Source organism: Mycobacterium ostraviense, assembly GCF_002705925.1.
Classification (GTDB): domain Bacteria; phylum Actinomycetota; class Actinomycetes; order Mycobacteriales; family Mycobacteriaceae; genus Mycobacterium; species Mycobacterium ostraviense.
The window spans coordinates 5,394,103-5,410,844 of sequence record NZ_NKRE01000001.1 but is presented as its reverse complement, the minus strand read 5'-3'; the positions used below and the strand labels follow the sequence as shown (position 1 = coordinate 5,410,844).

Genomic DNA, 16,742 nt, shown 5'->3' with positions numbered 1-16,742 from the left:
GCCACTCCGCTGGACACGACAGCAAGATAGGTAACCGATGAGCGGCACCGAGATCGAGCAGGTCCTGCGCAAACAGCGATTGCGCTCATTGCAGGCCGGGTCCATGCTTCGCGTCGGCGTGGTCGTCATCATGGTCGGCGCGATGTTGGCCGCCGCCGATTCGACTCGACTGCCCGCGCAGGCGGTGTTGTTGAGCGTCTACGCCGTCGTGACGATCGGCGCGCTGCTGGTTGCGTTTTCCGGTGCAAGTCATCTGTTCAACGACGACAGGGCACTCCTGACCCTCGCGCTGGCCGATGTCGGGGCCGTGTTCGGTTTCAAGCTGTTGTCACCCGGAGGCTACATTCCGCTATTGGTGATGGCGCTGCTGCCCCGCCTGGTGGCCGTCGAGTTGTCGTTGCGACGGGCCGGTATCGTCCTGGCCGCGAGCCTGGCGGTCTTTACCGCATCGTTTGTTCAGGACCCCGTGATCTCGCCGAGGATTGGCCCGGGGGCAACGGCGGTGATCGTGCTGATGTACGGATTTGTCTGCGGCACAGCCTTATTGGTGGTGATCTTCCGGCTGCGGAATATCGGCGAAATGGTCGAACTCACGACCTCGCGCGAAGAGCTCCTCGCCGAAACGATGACCGCCTCGCAGGCGGAGCGCCGGCAGATATCGGAGTCCATCCATGACGGACCGTTGCAGGACGTGCTGGCGGCACGGCGTGACATCGCCAACTTCCTCAAGCAGTCCCCCAATGCGCCCCTCGAACATGCGTTGGCCAGCCTGCAGGACGCTGCTCAGCTACTGCGCGAGGCGACATTTGAGCTACACCCGGCCCTGCTCGACCAGGTCGGCCTGGCAGCGGCGGTAGAAAAGCTGGCCTCGGTCACCGCGGCCCGGTCGGGCATCACGATCACCACCGACATCGATTACCCGGACCCCAACGCGGTCGACCCGATCCTTTTCGGGGTGATCCGCGAGTTGGTGTCCAACGTGGCCCGTCATTCGCAGGCCACCGCGGCGACGGTGAAACTGGCGGTTGACCACGATGTTGCTTGTATCGACGTGGCGGACAACGGGATTGGGGTAACGGCTGACGCCGCGGCGCGTCGCCTCGCCCAGGGACACATCGGTCTTGCCGCACACCGGGCCCGGGTGCAAGCCGCTGGCGGCACGCTGACCGTCGTTGACGAACCTCAAGGGGCGCACCTGCGCGTGGAGTTGCCGCTTCGGCACTGAGGGAGGAGGGCAGCGCGGTGGCGGCCAGACGAAATCACCGCCGCGAATCATTCGAGCAGTCGACGCCGCATCGCTTCGGCGACGGCGGCCCCCCGATCGGAAACACCGAGCTTTTCATACAGGCTGTGCACGTGCGTCTTGATCGTGCTCGACGCCAAATGGAGTCGTGACGCGATCTGCGGAACCGACAACCCGTCCGCCATCATCGTGACCACCTGGGTCTCGCGCTCGGTCAGTAGTGTCGTCGCTCCCCTGCCCCGCCGTTTGACTTCACCGGCCAGCCCGCCGGCTATCCCGGCCGGCAGGTACGAGCCGCCGTCGGCGCATGTGACCACGGCACTCACGATCTCGTCGCTGTCGGATTCCTTGGTCAGGAACCCCGAAGCGCCCTCGGCCAACGCTTTGTAGACGACCGGGCTGTCGTCGAAGGCGCTCAGCAGCACCACCCGGGTGGGCAACCCGTCACGGGCGATGGCGTGGGTGACCTCGATGCCGTCCAGTTCGGGCATCTTGTAGTCCAGAAGTGCGACCGTGGGCCGAAGTTGGCGGATGGCGTCCAGTGCCGCGCGACCGTCGGCCACCTGGGCGACGACCTCAACTCGCCCGCAGGACTTCAGTGCGCGCACCACGCCTTGTCGCATTACCGGGTGATCGTCGGCGACGACGACGGTGACTCGATTGGTGCGATCGGCCATGGCTGCTCCAAGCGCTCTCGGCGAAGCGTTCCGGGCCCGTTGGGGACGGGCCGGACGCCTCCTCATTGTTGCTCCCGCGACCGGCGGGCGCGACGATTTACCCGACCCGACTTTCGCGACGGCGCAGCCAACCCCCGCGACGCCGCGGGCAAAGAGGGGTGCGCCGGGCAGCCTAGCGATCCCACCCGAACGGCGGCGGTTACGTCTGTTCGTAGGTCCCGTAGATGACGGCGCGGGCGATCGCGTGCTGGAACAGGTTGAAACCGAGGAAGGCCGGGCTGGCGTCTTCGCTCAGATCCAGTTTCTCGACGTCCACCGCATGCACCGCAACGTAGTAGCGGTGCACCCCGTGCCCGGGCGGCGGCGCGGCCCCGACATAGCGGCGCATACCGGCATCGTTGACCAGCGTCAGTGCGCCGCCCGGCAGCTCACGGCCGTCGCCGGCGCCTTCGGGCAGCTCGGTCACCTCGGCCGGCAGGTTTGCCACCGCCCAGTGCCAGAACCCGGACAGCGTCGGGGCGTCGGGGTCATAGACGGTGACCGCGAAGCTGCGGGTCTGCTCCGGAAAGCCCGACCAGCTCAGTTGCGGGCTGGCGTCCTGTCCGCCCGCGCCCATGATCCCGCTGACCTGCGCGGTGCGCAGCGGCTGGCCGTTGCTCACCGAGTCCGAGGTCAGGCTGAAAGACGGCAGCTTGGGGAGTGCGGCATACGGGTCGGGCGGTGTTGTCATGCTCGGTCCTTTCGGATAGTCGGCGGAACATCAGCAGTGGGTCAGGAAATGGGTCAGCACCTCGGTGCCGAACTTCAGCGCATCGATGGGTACCCGCTCATCGACACCGTGGAACAACGAGGTGAAATCCAGATCGGGCGGCAACCGCAGCGGGCTGAAGCCGAAGCAGCGAATCCCCAAGCGCGCGAAGGCCTTTGCGTCGGTACCGCCGGACAGCATGTAAGGCACTATGCGGCCGTCGGGATCGACGGCCAGCACCGCGGCGTTCATGGCGTCGACCAGATCGCCGTCGAAGCTGGTCTGATACGACGGCAGGTCCCGGATCCATTCCCGGGTGACGTCGGGGCCGATCAACTCGTCCACCTCGGCTTCGAATGCCGCCTGCCGGCCGGGCAGCACCCGGCAGTCCACCACCGCCTCCGCGGTCGCGGGGACGACGTTGGCCTTGTACCCGGCCTTGAGCATGGTGGGGTTCGCGGTGTCGTGCAGCACCGCCTTGAGCATGCGGGCCATCGGGCCGAGCTTATCGATCACCCCGTCCAGGTCCGGCGAATCGGTGTCGAAGCTCAGGCCGGTCTCCTCGCTGACGGCGGCCAGAAACTCGGCCACGGTGTCGGTGCACACCAGCGGAAACTGGTGACGGCCCAGCCGGGCGACCGCTTCCGCGACGGCGGTGACCGCGTTCTGGTCGTGCACCATCGAGCCGTGTCCGGCGCGGCCGCGTGCCGTCAGCCGCATCCATTGGATGCCCTTCTCGGCCGTCTCGATCAGATACAGGCGGCGGTCACCGCCGTCGCGGCTCGGCACGGTCAAGGAGAAGCCGCCGACTTCTCCGATCGCCTCACTGACACCGTCGAACAGATCGGGCCGGTTGTCGACCAACCACTGCGCGCCGTATTTGCCGCCGTGCTCCTCGTCGGCCACAAAGGCGAACACCAGATCCCGCGGCGGCACGATGCCGGCGCGCCGCAGATGACGGGCGACCACGATCATCATGCCGATCATGTCCTTCATGTCGACCGCGCCGCGGCCCCAGACATAGCCGTCTTCAATCGCGCCGGAAAACGGGTGCACGCTCCAATCGGCCGGTTCGGCCGGCACCACGTCCAGATGCCCGTGGATGAGCAACGCGCCCCGGGAACCGGCTTGACCCTTGGGGCCGGCCAGCCGGGCGAACACGTTGCCGCGCCCGGGCGCACCGGATTCCACATATTCCGGCTGGTAGCCGGCCTCGGCGAGCTGCTCGGCCACCCAGTGCGCGCACTCGGCCTCGCCTTTGGTGGTTTCCGGGTCCCCGGTGTTGGTGGTGTCGAATCGGATCAACCTGCTGACAACCTCGGCAACGTCATCGCCCGCACCTGTCACAGTCACCTTTCCTACCACTCTCAGCCACTCCTGACGCACTTGTGACGCGCTCCGCCCATCCGGATCCACCGGCGAGCCGCGAACCCGGTTGGGCTGACCCGAGCCGATCGGATAGCCTTAGCTGCCAACCCATGCGAGTGGTGTTGTCCGAGTGGCGGAATGGCAGACGCGCTAGCTTGAGGTGCTAGTGCCCTACTAATGGGCGTGGGGGTTCAAGTCCCCCCTCGGACACAAGTGTGACGAGTCGCATCGACCCCATCCCAGCGACGGGGCTGCCCGCAGGCCGCGCTTAGCGGGTGCTTTCGTCACCACCGCCGTCGGCGGACACCGCCGATTCCTCGGTTGCCTCGGATTCGGCGTCGTCAAACGACTCGTTGACGCCAGACTCCTCATCCGGGTAGTCGACATCCGGGTAGTCGACGGCCTGCTCCTCTTCGGGCTGTGCGGCGGGCTCTTCGTCGGCTTCTTCCTGGTCCTGGCTGCCCGCGTCCCGGTGCTGACGTTCCCTGATGGCGTCGACGATCAGCAGTATCACGCCCAGCACGCTGGCGCCGATACACACCCACGCCACCAGCACGTTGCTGGTGACCACGGCGAACACCAGCGCAACGAGCCCAATCAGGGCCAAAACCAGGGCAATGATCAGCATGGGTCATCCTCCCGCCGGCGAGCAGCAACTAAACGTACCAAGCTCGCAGCACCGGCCTTGCAGCCCGGCGAGTGTGCGGCCCGTGTCGCGCTAGTTGTTACCCCGGTTGAACTGGTCGAAACCGCCGGCATCGGCGCTGGAATCGACCGGTGCCGCCGAGCCGCGCTGACCGAGTTCCTCGAGCTGGGATTCCAGGTAGGTCTTGAGACGGGTGCGGTACTCGCGCTCGAACGTGCGCAGCTGCTCGAGCCGGCCTTCCAGCACGGTGCGCTGCTGATTGATCGTCCCCATAATCTCGGAATGCTTGCGTTCGGCGTCGGCCTGCAGGGCGTCGGCCTTCTCCTGGGCCTGCCGCAGCTGGGCCTCGGACCGGGCCTGGGCATCGGCAAGCATCGCGTCGGCGCGCTGCCGGGCGTCGGCGACGGTGGTCTCGGCGGTATGGCGGGCCTCGCTGACGATCTGCTCGGCGTTGGCGCGGGCATCGGCCAGCATCTTGTCCGACTCGGCCTTGGCGGTGGCGGTGAGGCGGTCGGCGGTGTCTTGGGCCAGGCTCAGCACCCGGGCCGCTTTGAGGGCCTGCTCCTCGTTGGTTCCCGTCGGAGCCGCCCGGACCGGCTCGGGTTCGGGCTCGTAGACCGGCATCGCCTGGGTGGGCGCGGCGGTCACGCCGGCACCGGCGCCGCCCGCGGCCAGCTCCGCGTCCAGCTCGGCGATCCGCTGGCGCAGATCGGAATTCTCTTCGATGAGCCGGGTCAGTTCGTTTTCCACCAGGTCAAGGAAGGCGTCAACCTCATCTTCGTTGTACCCGCGCTTGCCGATAGGCGGCTTACTGAACGCCACATTGTGGACGTCGGCAGGTGTAAGCGGCATTGTTTGTCCCCTCGAGTTCCTGGACGGTCAAACGATCTGGAAAGTGTAGAACGGAGCGGTAGCCGTCGTGCAACTACCGTCCATCCTGTCACACCAGACTCGGCGGTTGCCGATTGGACTAATAAATAAGGGCCAATTTCAATCTCTGAGGCAAATAAATCACATTTCTTAGATTTGAAAATCCCGCGCCCAAACCTGTCGCCGAATCGTGGCCGAACCGTCGCCCAACTATGTCCGGGCAATGACTGCATGGCTCAGGCCGCGGCGCCGAACGCCAGCTGCATCCCGATGAACGCCACCAGCAGCAGCACCATGATGGACAGGTCGAAGCGCACCGCGCCGATGGTGAGTTGCGGGATCAGCCGGCGCAGCAGCTTAACCGGTGGATCCGTGATCGACATGATGATCTCGAGGATCACCACCGTCAGCCCGGTCGGGCGCCAGTCGCGACTGAACGAGCGGATGAACTCGACGACGACCCGCGCGATCAGCAGCAGCCAGAAGATGAACAGCGCAAACCCAAGGATCTGAAAAAACAGCACCAACGAGAGCCCGACCTTACCGACGAGGATGTGAATGTGCCGTCCGTGAGGCCGGCAAGCGCAAGCCTACCGACTCGGCCGACGGACACACATGTGGTGCGATCGCCAGCGACCGGGCCGGGCCCGCAACCAGCCCGGCGGGCTCAGCTGCCACCCACCGGGCCGTGCATCGCCAGATGCGCTATTGGTAAGCGTAGAAACCGGTTTCGGCGATCCGGCGACGCTCCTCCGGGGTCACGTCGACGTCCGCAGGCGACAGCAGGAACACCTTGGTGGCGACCTTGTCGAACGAGCCGCGCAACGCGAAGGCCAACCCCGCCGCGAAGTCGACGAGCCGTTTGGCGTCGGCGTTGTCCATCGACACCAGGTCCATGATGACGGGCGTGCCGTCGCGGAACCGCTCGCCGATGGTGCGCGCCTCGCCGTAATCCTTGGGCCGCAGCGTGGTGATCTTGGACAGCGGGTGGCCTTCCTCGAACATCATCGCCATCCGGCGCGGGTCCATCGCCAGCGCGCCGCGAGTGGAGTTGCGCAACCACGAGCCGAAGCGCGGCCGCGCCATGTCGGGGCGGTCGAACTCGCGGGGCGCGAATCGCGGTTCGTCGGGATACCCGCCGCGATAGCTGCTGGGCGGCGGATAGTCGGCCGGCTCGCCGCGCAAGTCGCCACGCAGATCGGCGCGCGGATCGCGGCGGGGGTCCCGGGGATCGTCATAGTCGCGTCCTTCATAACGGCCGTAATCGTCGTCGAATCGGGGCCGCGAATAACCGCGCGAAGGCGCGCGGTCGTCGTAATACTCGTCGTCGTATTCCTCCATCGGAGCCATACCGAAGTAGGCCTTGACCTTGTGCAGTGTGCTCATCGATTGACCCCTTCTAGCCCTGGGTTACCTGTTGTCTGTGATGAAGGTGTGACTACAGTGACTATTCACGGTGACCGTAACCGCCGCGGACCCAATAGCGCGGTACCGACACGCACACACGTCGAACCATGTTTGACGGCGGTTTCGAAATCACTGGACATGCCGGCGGACAGCCCGACCGCCCGGGGGAACGACTCGCGCACCCTGCTGTGCTCGGATTGCAGCCGGTCAAACGCCTCGTCCGGATCCCAGTCCAGGGGCGGGATTCCCATCAAACCGACCAGTTCCAGGCCTGGCGCATCGTCGACTTGCGCACAGATCTGATCCACCGCTCCGGGCTCGGTGATGTCCACACCGCCGCGTGACACGTCGCCGTCGAGGCTGACCTGGACGTAAACCCGCAACGGACGGTCGCGACGGCGTTCGGCCAGCGCCGCGGTGACCGCCCGATCCAGCGCCGTCACCAACCGCGGGCTGTCGACCGAATGAGCGGTGTGCGCCCACCGCGCCAGCGAACGCACTTTGTTGCGCTGGATTCGTCCCACCATGTGCCAGTTGATGCCGCCATGCCCGGCCCTTGGCTGTGCCGCCAACAGCCGAGCCACTTCGGCCGCCTTGGCCGCAGCTTCCTGTTCGCGGGATTCGCCAACGGCGCGGCAACCCAATCGGCACAAAATCACAACATCGGTTGCTGGAAAGAATTTGGTAATGGGCAGAAGTTCAATTTCGCCGACATTACGACCGGCCGCCTCGGCCGCGGCCGCGAGCCGGGACCGCACCGCGGCCAACGCGCGCGTCAATTCCGATTGACGATCTGCTTGCGCCGAAAGATCCACCACCATCGCGGTCATTCCATCCACACCACAGACGCCAGCCGCCCGGTGGGGGCGCCGCGTCGATGGCTGAACAACGTCGGGTCCGCCACCGTGCACCGAAGGTCGACATCGATCGACGTAATGCCCAAACCTCTTAGCTGGCAAGCGATTCCGGCGCGAAGATCGAGTGCCGGCGTTCCGGCCGACGTGGTGGTGCGGCTGCCAGGCAACGCCGCCTCGACCTCGTCGGCCATGCCGGCGGGCACTTCGTAATTGCGGCCACTGGCCGCCGGGCCCAGCAGCGCCGAAATGTCGCCGGCCCGCGCGCCCAGATCCAGCATCGCCTCGACCGCGCGGACCACCACCCCGTGCTGTGCACCGACCCGGCCGGCATGAACCGCCGCGATGACACCGGCACGCGCATCCGCCAGCAACACCGGCACGCAATCGGCCGTCAACACCGCCAGCGCCAGTCCCCGGGTGACCGTCACCAATCCATCGGTGCCCACCCTGCCGCCGACGGCGGCGCTCTGCGGCGCGTCGACCACCGCGATCCGGTCACCGTGGACCTGATTCATCCACACCACCCGCTCGGCAGGCAGCCCGATGGCCGCGGCCAGCCGCGCCCGGTTGGCCGCCACGGCGGCCGGGTCGTCACCGACGTGGTCGCCGAGGTTGAAGGTGTCGAACGGCGGCCTGGACACACCGCCCGCCCGGGTGGTGATCACCCGGCGGATGCGAACGCTCACCTTCCCAGTATCCGAAGCCCGATGCCCGCCAGGTTGCACCGATGTCGCGCCGCGGCCGGTTTGTCGCGCACTGGCAAGCAAATCGAAACCCTCAGCGGCGCATGAAGGGCGGCACATCGACGTCGTCGTCATCGCCGCCGATGCTGAGGGTCGCCCCGTTGGTGTGTAGTGGCACGCTGACGGCGTCGACCGGCTCGAACAGCGTGGAGGTGAGCTTGCCGGCCCTGGCCGACTCGATGCGGTGCGCGCCGCCCGTCTCGGCCACCCCGGGAGGCTTGCGGCTGGCACCACCGGCCTCGAAGCCGGCCGCGATCACCGTTACCCGCACCTCGTCGCCGAGTGAGTCGTCGATGACGGTGCCGAAGATGATGTTGGCGTCGGGATGAGCGGCGTCCTGCACCAGCGAGGCCGCCTCGTTGATCTCGAACAGGCCCAGATCGCTGCCGCCGGCGATCGACATCAGCACACCCTGTGCGCCCTCCATCGAGGCTTCCAGCAGCGGCGAGTTGATGGCAATCTCGGCGGCCTTCAGCGACCGGCCGTCACCGCGGGCCGAGCCGATGCCCATCAGCGCGGTGCCGGCGCCTGACATGATGCCCTTGACGTCGGCGAAGTCGACGTTGATCAGACCGGGCGTGGTGATCAGGTCGGTGATGCCCTGAACACCGTTGAGCAGCACCTCGTCGGCGCTGCGGAAAGCGTCCATCAGCGACACCGCGGCATCGCCCATCTGCAACAGCCGGTCGTTGGGAATCACGATGAGGGTGTCGCAGCTCTCCCGCAGGGCCGAGATACCGTTTTCGGCCTGGTTGCTGCGCCGCTTGCCCTCGAAGGAGAACGGCCGGGTGACGACGCCGACGGTCAACGCCCCCAGTTTGCGGGCAATGCTGGCGACGACGGGCGCCCCGCCGGTTCCGGTGCCGCCGCCCTCACCGGCGGTGACGAACACCATGTCAGCTCCGCGGAGTAGCTCCTCGATCTCGTCCTTGGCGTCCTCGGCGGCCTTGCGTCCCACCTCCGGGTCGGCGCCGGCGCCCAGCCCGCGGGTCGAGTCGCGGCCCACGTCGAGCTTGACGTCGGCATCGCTCATCAACAAAGCCTGCGCGTCGGTGTTGATCGCGATGAACTCCACGCCCTTGAGTCCCTGCTCGATCATCCGGTTGACGGCGTTGACGCCGCCGCCGCCGATGCCCACGACTTTGATGACGGCCAGGTAGTTATGCGGGGGGGTCATCATTCGTCTTCCTCCCTGAAGGGAAACTCGGTTCCTCCTGCGGTGTGTCTGCTTGCAAAACTCTCAACCTCAACCATAGATTTAGAGTTATGTCAAGTACTTCCGCGTAACCAGAACCGTATGGGTACGACGGGTGCTAACCGTGCAGGCGCGCCGACGCGTCACCCGCAAATTTTTGTGGGCCGGCTCGCTGCGCCCCACGTCATTTCACGGTCGGCAAGTCCGGGCTGGACACGTCGTAGGTCCGCCCGGGCTGGGTCAACAACGCCGCCAGCTTCTCGGCCTTCTCCTCGACACGGTCGGTGGTCCCCCAAATCACCACTCGCCCGTCGGCCAGCGTGAGGGTGATCGAGGACACCGAGGGCGCCGCGATCCGGCCCACCTGGCGCGCGACCTCGGGACGCAGCGCGGTCAACACCTGCAACGCGGCCAAGGTGGCGGGATCCGTGGGGCCCGGATTGTCCACGTCGATGTACGGCAGCGCCGGTGGCGGCGGACCGGTCGCGAAATCCACGCCGTCGCGGTCGAACAGGTGCGGCCCGTCGGGAAAGTCCTTGACCACCACCGGGACCCGCTCCACGATGGTGATCCGCAGCGCCGACGGGTACTGACGCTGCACCCGGGCGCTGGCCACCCGCCGGATCGCCGCCACCCGGTCGGCGACCTGGCTGGTGTTGATCTGCAGCAACGGCGTTCCGGGACGCACCTGGGCGGCGTCGAGAACCTCCTCGCGGGTCACCGCGCCGACCCCGACGACGACGATGTCGCGTGCCGACATCGCGGGCGTGAAATACAGGATCAGCGCCAGCCCCACCCCGACGACGAGTAACACCACGGTGGCCAGCAGCATCTTCAATCCCTGAACAACGCCGCGCGCAACGGGTTTGGGCTCTTTGACGACTTGGCCGCGGGCCCGTCGTTTGGCCTCGCGCCGGGCTTGCTCGATGGCGACGGCACGAGCCTGGGCGGCACGACGCTCGGCACGTTCGCGCCGGGCCCGGCGGCGCGGGCCCTCGAAGTCACCTTCGGCTGCCGACTGCTGCGCGTCCGGCGCGTCGGACGCCTCGGACGCCTCGGTGGCGAGTGGCTCGGTGACCGCGTCGGCACCGACGTCTGCGGAGTCGCCGGCGACCACGTCGATCGGGCTGCCCTCGTCGGGTTGGGTCACTGCAGAACTCCCGGCCGGCCGGGCGCGGCGCGGTTGGCCTGCGCCCGCAGCGCGGACACGATCTCCGGACCCAACAGGGTGACGTCGCCGGCGCCCATGGTGACAATGACGTCACCCGGCCCGGCTGTGGCCGCGACCTCGCCGGCCACCGCCGAGAAATCCTGAAGGTAGCGCACCGGTACGCTCACGTGCTCGGCGACGCTGGCTCCGCTGACGCCGGCAAGCGGTTGTTCGCGCGCGCCGTAGACGTCGAGCACGAATACCGAGTCGGCGGCGCTGAGGGCGCGACCGAACTCGGCGGCGAAAGCCTTGGTGCGCGAGTACAAATGCGGCTGGAAAACGACCAGCAGCCGACCGGCGCCGCGGTGCTGGACGACCGAGCGCACGGCCGCCAGCGTGGCGCCGATCTCGGTCGGGTGGTGGGCGTAATCGTCGAACACCCGTATCGATCCCACCGTGCCGACCAGCTCGAATCGACGGCGCACTCCCTCGAATCCAGCCAGGCCGTCGAGCACCTCGTCGATCGCGGCGTCCACTTCGATCGCCGCCAGCAGCGCACCCAGCGCATTGAGCGCCATGTGCCGTCCGGGCACCGCGAGCCGCATCACCCGCGGGTGCCGCTCGCCGGCCAACCGGATATGCGCCACGGCTTCGGTGCCGCGCTGTTCCCAGGACAGCAAGGTCGCGGCCAACGGCGCCCCGGCGGTTTCGGCCGACCCGTAGGGCAGCACCCGGATTCCCAGCTCGGCGGAGCGTCGGGCCAGTGCGGCCGCGCCGGGATCGTCGGTGCACACCACCAGCGCGCCCCCGGGCGCCAGCCGCTCCACGAAGGAGTCGAACACCCCGACATAAGCCTCGGTGCTGCCGTAGAAGTCCAGGTGGTCGGACTCGATGTTGGTGACCACGGCGACGTCGGGGGTGTACTCCAACAGCGAGCCGTCGCTTTCGTCGGCTTCGGCGACAAAGCAGTCCCCACTGCCGTGATGGGCGTTGGTGCCGGCCTCGCCCAGTTCACCGCCCACCGCGAACGAGGGGTCGCGCCCGCAGTGCTGCAGCGCGACGATCAGCATCGACGTCGTGGTGGTCTTGCCGTGCGTTCCGGTGACCATCAGCGTGGTGCGGCCGGCCATCAGCTTGGCCAGCACGACCGGACGCAGCAGAACCGGGATGCCGCGGCGCCGGGCTTCGACCAGTTCGGGATTGGTCTTGGGGATGGCGGCACGGGTGGTGATGACGGCGGTGACGCCGCCGGGCAGCAGGTCCAGCGACGCCGCGTGGTGCCCGATCCGGATCAGCGCGCCGCGCGCCCGCAACGCGTGCAGACCGCGTGACTCCTTGGCGTCCGAGCCCGACACCAGGCCGCCGCGATCCAGCAGGATGCGGGCAATGCCCGACATGCCGGCTCCGCCGATGCCGACCATGTGGACCCGCTGCAGTTCGGGCGGCAACTGCGCGGTGTTCACGTCACTCTCCTGGCACGAGCCCGCCGCGCGGTGTCCAGCGCCGCCTGGGCCACCTGCCGGGCCGCATCACGGTGTCCCACCTGCGCGGCGGCGGCCGTCATCGCCGCCAGCCGGGGCGGATCGGTGAGCAGCCCGGCGACTTCGCGAGCCACCAGGGCCGGAGTGAGGTCGGCGTCGGCAACCACCATGCCGCCGCCGGCGTTGACCACCGGCAGCGCATTGAGCCGCTGCTCGCCATTGCCGATCGGCAGCGGCACGTAGATGGCCGGCAGCCCTACGGCGGACACCTCGGCGACCGTCATCGCGCCGGATCGGCAGATCACCAGGTCGGCGGCGGCGTAGGCCAGATCCATCCGGTCCAGATAGGGCACCGCGACGTACGGCGGGTCACCGGCGTCGGGGGTGCGCAGCTCCAAGACGTTCTTGGGCCCGTGGGCATGCAGAACGGAAGCACCCGCGGCGGCCAGGTCGGCCGCGGCCGCTGACACCGCCCGGTTGAGCGAGACCGCGCCCTGCGAACCGCCGAACACCAGCAGCACCCGGGCGTCGTCGGCGAAGCCGAAGTGGGCCCGGGCCTCGGCGCGCAATGCCGCGCGGTCCAAGGCGGTGATGGCCTGCCTGACCGGGACCCCGACCACCTCGGCGCCCCGCAGCCCGCAATCCGGCACCGCCGCCAGCACCCGGGCGGCGGTGCGGGCACCCACCCGGTTGGCCAACCCGGCCCTGGCGTTGGCCTCGTGGATCACCACCGGGATCCGGTGGCTGCGCCTGGGCAGGCCGGGTATGCCCCGCGCGGCCAGGTAGGCGGGCAGCGCGACATAGCCACCGAAACCGACCACGACGTCGGCGTCGACCGCGTCGAGCACCGCCCGGGTCTCCGCGACGGCACGCCACACCCGCGGCGGCAGCCGGGCCAGGTCGCCACTGGGTTTGCGCGGCAACGGCACCGGGGTGATCAGCTCCAGGTGATAGCCGCGGGCGGGCACCAACGTCGTCTCCAGCCCGCGGGGGGTGCCCAGCGCGGTGATCCGGACATTCGGCTCCAGGGCGCTGAGCGCATCGGCGACGGCCATCGCGGGCTCCACATGGCCGGCGGTGCCGCCGCCGGCGAGCACGATCGACAGCGATGGACCGTAGTCGGTCACCCACTGCCCACCGGCCGGCTCCCTGACCGAGTCGTTCACCCGTAACGCTGACCTTCCAATGCCCGAACCCGACCTGTCTGACGCTGGCCGGCGTACCGCTGACCCGCTCTATGATGCTCCCCCGCAACCGGGTGGTGCCCCCGCCCCGGCGCGTGAGGGGTACCCGCGGACCGGCGAACCGGCCGATCGGCCCGTCGCGGCAACGCCGGTCGCGCCGGCTCCCCGGATTTGCGAACCGCCTTGGACGCCTTCCGGGCGGCCGGCTGCCTGGGCGGCTGTTTGGCCGGCTGCCTGGCCGATTGCGGGCGAGGGCGCTTGCGGTCCCGAAACGCCTCGAGGCGGGTCGGCACGTAAGACTTGGGTAGCGGCAGCCGCAGCAGTCGGTTCACTGTATCGTCGCGGCCGGCGCGCAGCGCGGCCACCGCCTCGGGTTCATGCCGCGCCGCGTTGGCGATGACGCCGATCATCGACAAGGTGGTGGCCGTCGAGGTGCCACCGGCCGAGATCAGCGGCAGCTGCAGCCCGGTCACCGGCAACAGCCCAATCACGTAACCGATGTTGATGAACGCCTGTCCCAGCACCCACAACGTGACGGTGGCGGTCAACAGCCGCAGAAACGGGTCGGCCGACCGGCGAGCGATCCGCATGCCGGTATAGGCGAACAGCCCGAACAGTCCCAGCAGCCCGAGCGCGCCGATGAAGCCAAGCTCCTCGCCGATGATCGCGAAGATGAAGTCGTTGTGGGCGTTGGGCAGATAGTTCCACTTGGCCACACCCTGGCCCAGCCCGTCGCCGAAGATTCCGCCGTGAGCCAGCGCGAACTTGGCCTGCCGGGCCTGGTAGCCCGAGTCCATCGGGTCGTTCTCGGGATCGAGCCAAGACCGCACCCGGTCGGACCGGTAACCCGCGGTCATCGCCAGGATCGCCGCGGAGATGACGACCGCTGCCAGTGAGCTGGCGAAAACGCGCAGCGGCAACCCCGCGTACCACAGCAGCCCCAGCAGGATGATGCCCATCGACACCGTCTGTCCCAGGTCGGGCTGGGCGACGATCAACGCCAGCGCCACGACCGCGGCCGGCACCAGCGGAATCAGCATTTCCCGCAGCGACGCCCGTTCCATCCGCCGGGCCGCCAGCAGATGCGCACCCCAGACCGCGAACGCCATCTTGGTCAGCTCCGACGGCTGCATCGAAAAGCCCGCCACCACGAACCAGCCGCGGGAACCGTTGGCTTCCTTGCCGATTCCCGGAATCAGCACCAGCACCAACAACACGAGGGTGAACGCGAAGGCGGAGAAGGCGATGCGGCGCAGGAACTGCACCGACATGCGTAGCCCGACGTAGCAGCCGATGAGACCGACGACGGTCCACAATACCTGCTTGGCGAAGATCACCCAGGCCGACCCGTCGTCGTCATAGGAGCGCACGCCGGAGGCCGAGAGCACCATGATCAAGCCGAGCGTGGTGAGCAGCGCGGCGACGGCGATGATCAGGTGAAACGAGGTCATGGGCCGGCCCAGCCAGACGCCGAACCGGGTGCGCGGACCGGCCTCCTCGGGCTTGGCCCGGGATTTCTCGCCGGATTTCTCGGCCGAGTTCTCGCCCGACGTCTCGCCGGTCTGCTCGCCCGCCGGCTCGTCCGGGGACGCCGCAACGTCGGCCTGCTCGTCAGCCTGGGCCGTCTCCCCCGGCTCGGCCGGCCCGTGGGCCGTGGCAATGTCGGCAATGTCGGCAATGTCGGCCTTACCCCGGTGCATCAGCCGGGTGACTGCGCTGCGCACGCTGCCTACCGGACCGCGGCACGGACCGCGGCCGCGAACGCGTCGCCCCGGTCTGCGTAACCGTTGAACTGGTCAAACGATGCGCCGGCCGGCGCCAGCAGCACCGTGTCGCCGGGTTTGGCCATCTCTTTGGCCGCGGCCACCGCGGCGGTCATCACGCGCGCGCCGAGCGGTTCGACGGAATCATCAACTTTTGTCACATCAGTATCAGAAGCCACAGCCATATCAACATCCTCGCCTGTCACAACCTGGACGACGGGGACATCCGGCGCGTGTCGTGATAACGCCTCGGCAACCGCTGCCCGGTCGCGGCCGATGAGCACCGCTCCGACCAGCCTCGATGCCATGCGTGCCACCTCGGCATCCACGGATGCGCCCTTGAGCAGCCCACCGGCCAGCCAGACCACCCGCGGGTAGGCCAGCACCGATGCCTGTGCGGCGTGCGGGTTGGTGGCCTTGGAGTCGTCGACGTAGGTGACGCCGTCGACGACCGCCACCACTTCCGAGCGGTGCCGGCCGACCTGAAACGACGCGACCGCGTCGGCGATCGCCTCGGCGGACACCCCGACAGAGCGGGCCAGCGCAGCCGCGGCCAGCGCGTCGAGCACCCCGACCGGGCCCGGGACCGGGATGGCGGCGACCGGCAGCAGCGGCAGGTCGGCGGCGAAGGCGCGGTCAACCAGGTAGCCGTCGCGCACGCCCAGCTCCCCGGCGGCGGGCTCACCGAGCCGGAAGCCGGCCCGCACCTGCGCCGGCGTGGTATCCAGCAGGGCCGCCGCGCGGGGATCGTCCAGGCCGACCACCGCCACCCGGCCGGTCAGCACCCGCGCCTTGGCCTCGGTGTAGGCGGCCATGGTGCCATGCCAGTCCAGGTGATCTTCGGCGATGTTGAGCACCACGCCGGCCTCGGGCCGCAGCGACGGCGCCCAGTACAGCTGGAAACTCGACAACTCGACGGCCAGCACATCGGCCGGCTGGTCGAGCACCTCCAGCACCGGGCTGCCGATGTTTCCGCACAGTACGCTGTGCCGGCCGGCCGCGATCAGCATGGCGTGCAGCATCGAGGTAGTGGTGGTCTTGCCGTTGGTGCCGGTCACCACCAGCCAGCGACGCGGCGGCCCGTAGCGCCCCGCCGCATCCAGCCGCCAGGCCAGCTCGACATCACCCCAGATCGGCACGCCCGCGGCGGCGGCCGCGGCCAGCACCGGCGTCGTCGGCTGGAACCCGGGGCTGGTGACCACCAATGCATACTCGGCGATCTGCGATACCGCCGCCGACGGCTCCACGGTCGCCACACCGTCGTCGGCATAAGGCTTTAGCATCACCGGATCGTCGTCGCACACCGTGGGCTTAGCGCCGAACCGGGCCAGCGCCGCCAGCACCGCGCGGCCGGTCACCCGGCCACCGGCTATCAGCACCGGCGCGCCCGGCACCAGGGGCTCAAGCACG

The 16,742-nt window shown here is 68.5% G+C and carries 16 protein-coding genes and 1 tRNA gene; 2 read left to right on the top strand and 15 right to left on the bottom strand.

Features of this window, described 5'->3' with window-relative positions:
* The first annotated feature begins 37 nt into the window (after positions 1–37).
* A complete protein-coding gene (locus CDN38_RS25145) occupies positions 38–1,225 on the top strand; it encodes a sensor histidine kinase (RefSeq protein WP_075512783.1) in 1,188 nt (395 codons plus the stop codon).
* Positions 1,226–1,272: 47 nt separating this feature from the next.
* On the opposite strand, the gene CDN38_RS25140 is transcribed toward CDN38_RS25145, so the two are convergent.
* From CDN38_RS25140 to CDN38_RS25130, 3 genes are all read right to left on the bottom strand, one after another.
* Entirely contained in the window at positions 1,273–1,920 is a 648-nt protein-coding gene (locus CDN38_RS25140; protein WP_075512782.1) for a response regulator transcription factor, read from the bottom strand.
* Between the two features lie 199 nt (positions 1,921–2,119).
* The gene (locus CDN38_RS25135) at positions 2,120–2,650 is read right to left on the bottom strand and encodes a YbhB/YbcL family Raf kinase inhibitor-like protein (protein WP_075512781.1); all 531 of its coding nucleotides are present in this window, start codon (positions 2,648–2,650) and stop codon (positions 2,120–2,122) included.
* A 30-nt stretch (positions 2,651–2,680) separates the two neighbouring features.
* Positions 2,681–4,033 (bottom strand): M20/M25/M40 family metallo-hydrolase, encoded by a 1,353-nt coding sequence (locus CDN38_RS25130; RefSeq protein ID WP_075512790.1) that lies wholly within the window; start codon positions 4,031–4,033, stop codon positions 2,681–2,683.
* A 127-nt stretch (positions 4,034–4,160) separates the two neighbouring features.
* Here CDN38_RS25130 and CDN38_RS25125 point away from each other — a divergent pair.
* Positions 4,161–4,246, top strand: a tRNA-Leu gene (locus CDN38_RS25125).
* A 58-nt stretch (positions 4,247–4,304) separates the two neighbouring features.
* Here CDN38_RS25125 and CDN38_RS25120 read toward each other — a convergent pair.
* The 12 genes from CDN38_RS25120 to murD all read right to left on the bottom strand — a co-directional run bounded on the left by CDN38_RS25120 (position 4,305) and on the right by murD (position 16,741).
* Positions 4,305–4,664, bottom strand: a complete 360-nt coding sequence (locus CDN38_RS25120; RefSeq protein ID WP_075512780.1) for a phage holin family protein — start codon at positions 4,662–4,664, stop codon at positions 4,305–4,307.
* 90 nt (positions 4,665–4,754) lie between these two features.
* Positions 4,755–5,534, bottom strand: coding sequence for a DivIVA-like cell division protein Wag31 (gene wag31 / locus CDN38_RS25115; RefSeq protein WP_075512779.1), 780 nt, complete (start codon positions 5,532–5,534; stop codon positions 4,755–4,757).
* 254 nt (positions 5,535–5,788) lie between these two features.
* Entirely contained in the window at positions 5,789–6,079 is a 291-nt protein-coding gene (locus CDN38_RS25110) for a YggT family protein (RefSeq protein ID WP_023364806.1), read from the bottom strand.
* Positions 6,080–6,257: 178 nt separating this feature from the next.
* Positions 6,258–6,938: a cell division protein SepF gene (locus tag CDN38_RS25105; protein WP_075512778.1), complete on the bottom strand. Its 681-nt coding sequence runs from the start codon at positions 6,936–6,938 to the stop codon at positions 6,258–6,260.
* Positions 6,939–7,003: 65 nt separating this feature from the next.
* Positions 7,004–7,780 (bottom strand): YggS family pyridoxal phosphate-dependent enzyme, encoded by a 777-nt coding sequence (locus CDN38_RS25100; protein WP_075512789.1) that lies wholly within the window; start codon positions 7,778–7,780, stop codon positions 7,004–7,006.
* 5 nt (positions 7,781–7,785) lie between these two features.
* Positions 7,786–8,502 (bottom strand): peptidoglycan editing factor PgeF, encoded by a 717-nt coding sequence (pgeF, locus tag CDN38_RS25095; RefSeq protein ID WP_180276383.1) that lies wholly within the window; start codon positions 8,500–8,502, stop codon positions 7,786–7,788.
* Positions 8,503–8,593: 91 nt separating this feature from the next.
* Positions 8,594–9,736: a cell division protein FtsZ gene (gene ftsZ, locus CDN38_RS25090; protein WP_036415022.1), complete on the bottom strand. Its 1,143-nt coding sequence runs from the start codon at positions 9,734–9,736 to the stop codon at positions 8,594–8,596.
* 202 nt (positions 9,737–9,938) lie between these two features.
* Complete coding sequence (locus CDN38_RS25085; RefSeq protein WP_075512776.1) at positions 9,939–10,904, bottom strand: cell division protein FtsQ/DivIB; 966 nt, start codon at positions 10,902–10,904, stop codon at positions 9,939–9,941.
* Positions 10,901–12,367 (bottom strand): UDP-N-acetylmuramate--L-alanine ligase, encoded by a 1,467-nt coding sequence (gene murC, locus CDN38_RS25080; protein ID WP_075512775.1) that lies wholly within the window; start codon positions 12,365–12,367, stop codon positions 10,901–10,903. Before murC ends, CDN38_RS25085 begins: the two co-directional genes overlap by 4 nt.
* Complete coding sequence (gene murG / locus CDN38_RS25075; protein ID WP_099319252.1) at positions 12,364–13,551, bottom strand: undecaprenyldiphospho-muramoylpentapeptide beta-N-acetylglucosaminyltransferase; 1,188 nt, start codon at positions 13,549–13,551, stop codon at positions 12,364–12,366. Before murG ends, murC begins: the two co-directional genes overlap by 4 nt.
* A complete protein-coding gene (gene ftsW / locus CDN38_RS25070) occupies positions 13,548–15,293 on the bottom strand; it encodes a putative lipid II flippase FtsW (RefSeq protein ID WP_075512773.1) in 1,746 nt (581 codons plus the stop codon). Before ftsW ends, murG begins: the two co-directional genes overlap by 4 nt.
* A 5-nt stretch (positions 15,294–15,298) precedes the next feature.
* The gene (gene murD, locus CDN38_RS25065) at positions 15,299–16,741 is read right to left on the bottom strand and encodes a UDP-N-acetylmuramoyl-L-alanine--D-glutamate ligase (RefSeq protein WP_075512772.1); all 1,443 of its coding nucleotides are present in this window, start codon (positions 16,739–16,741) and stop codon (positions 15,299–15,301) included.
* Between the last annotated feature and the right edge of the window lies 1 nt (position 16,742).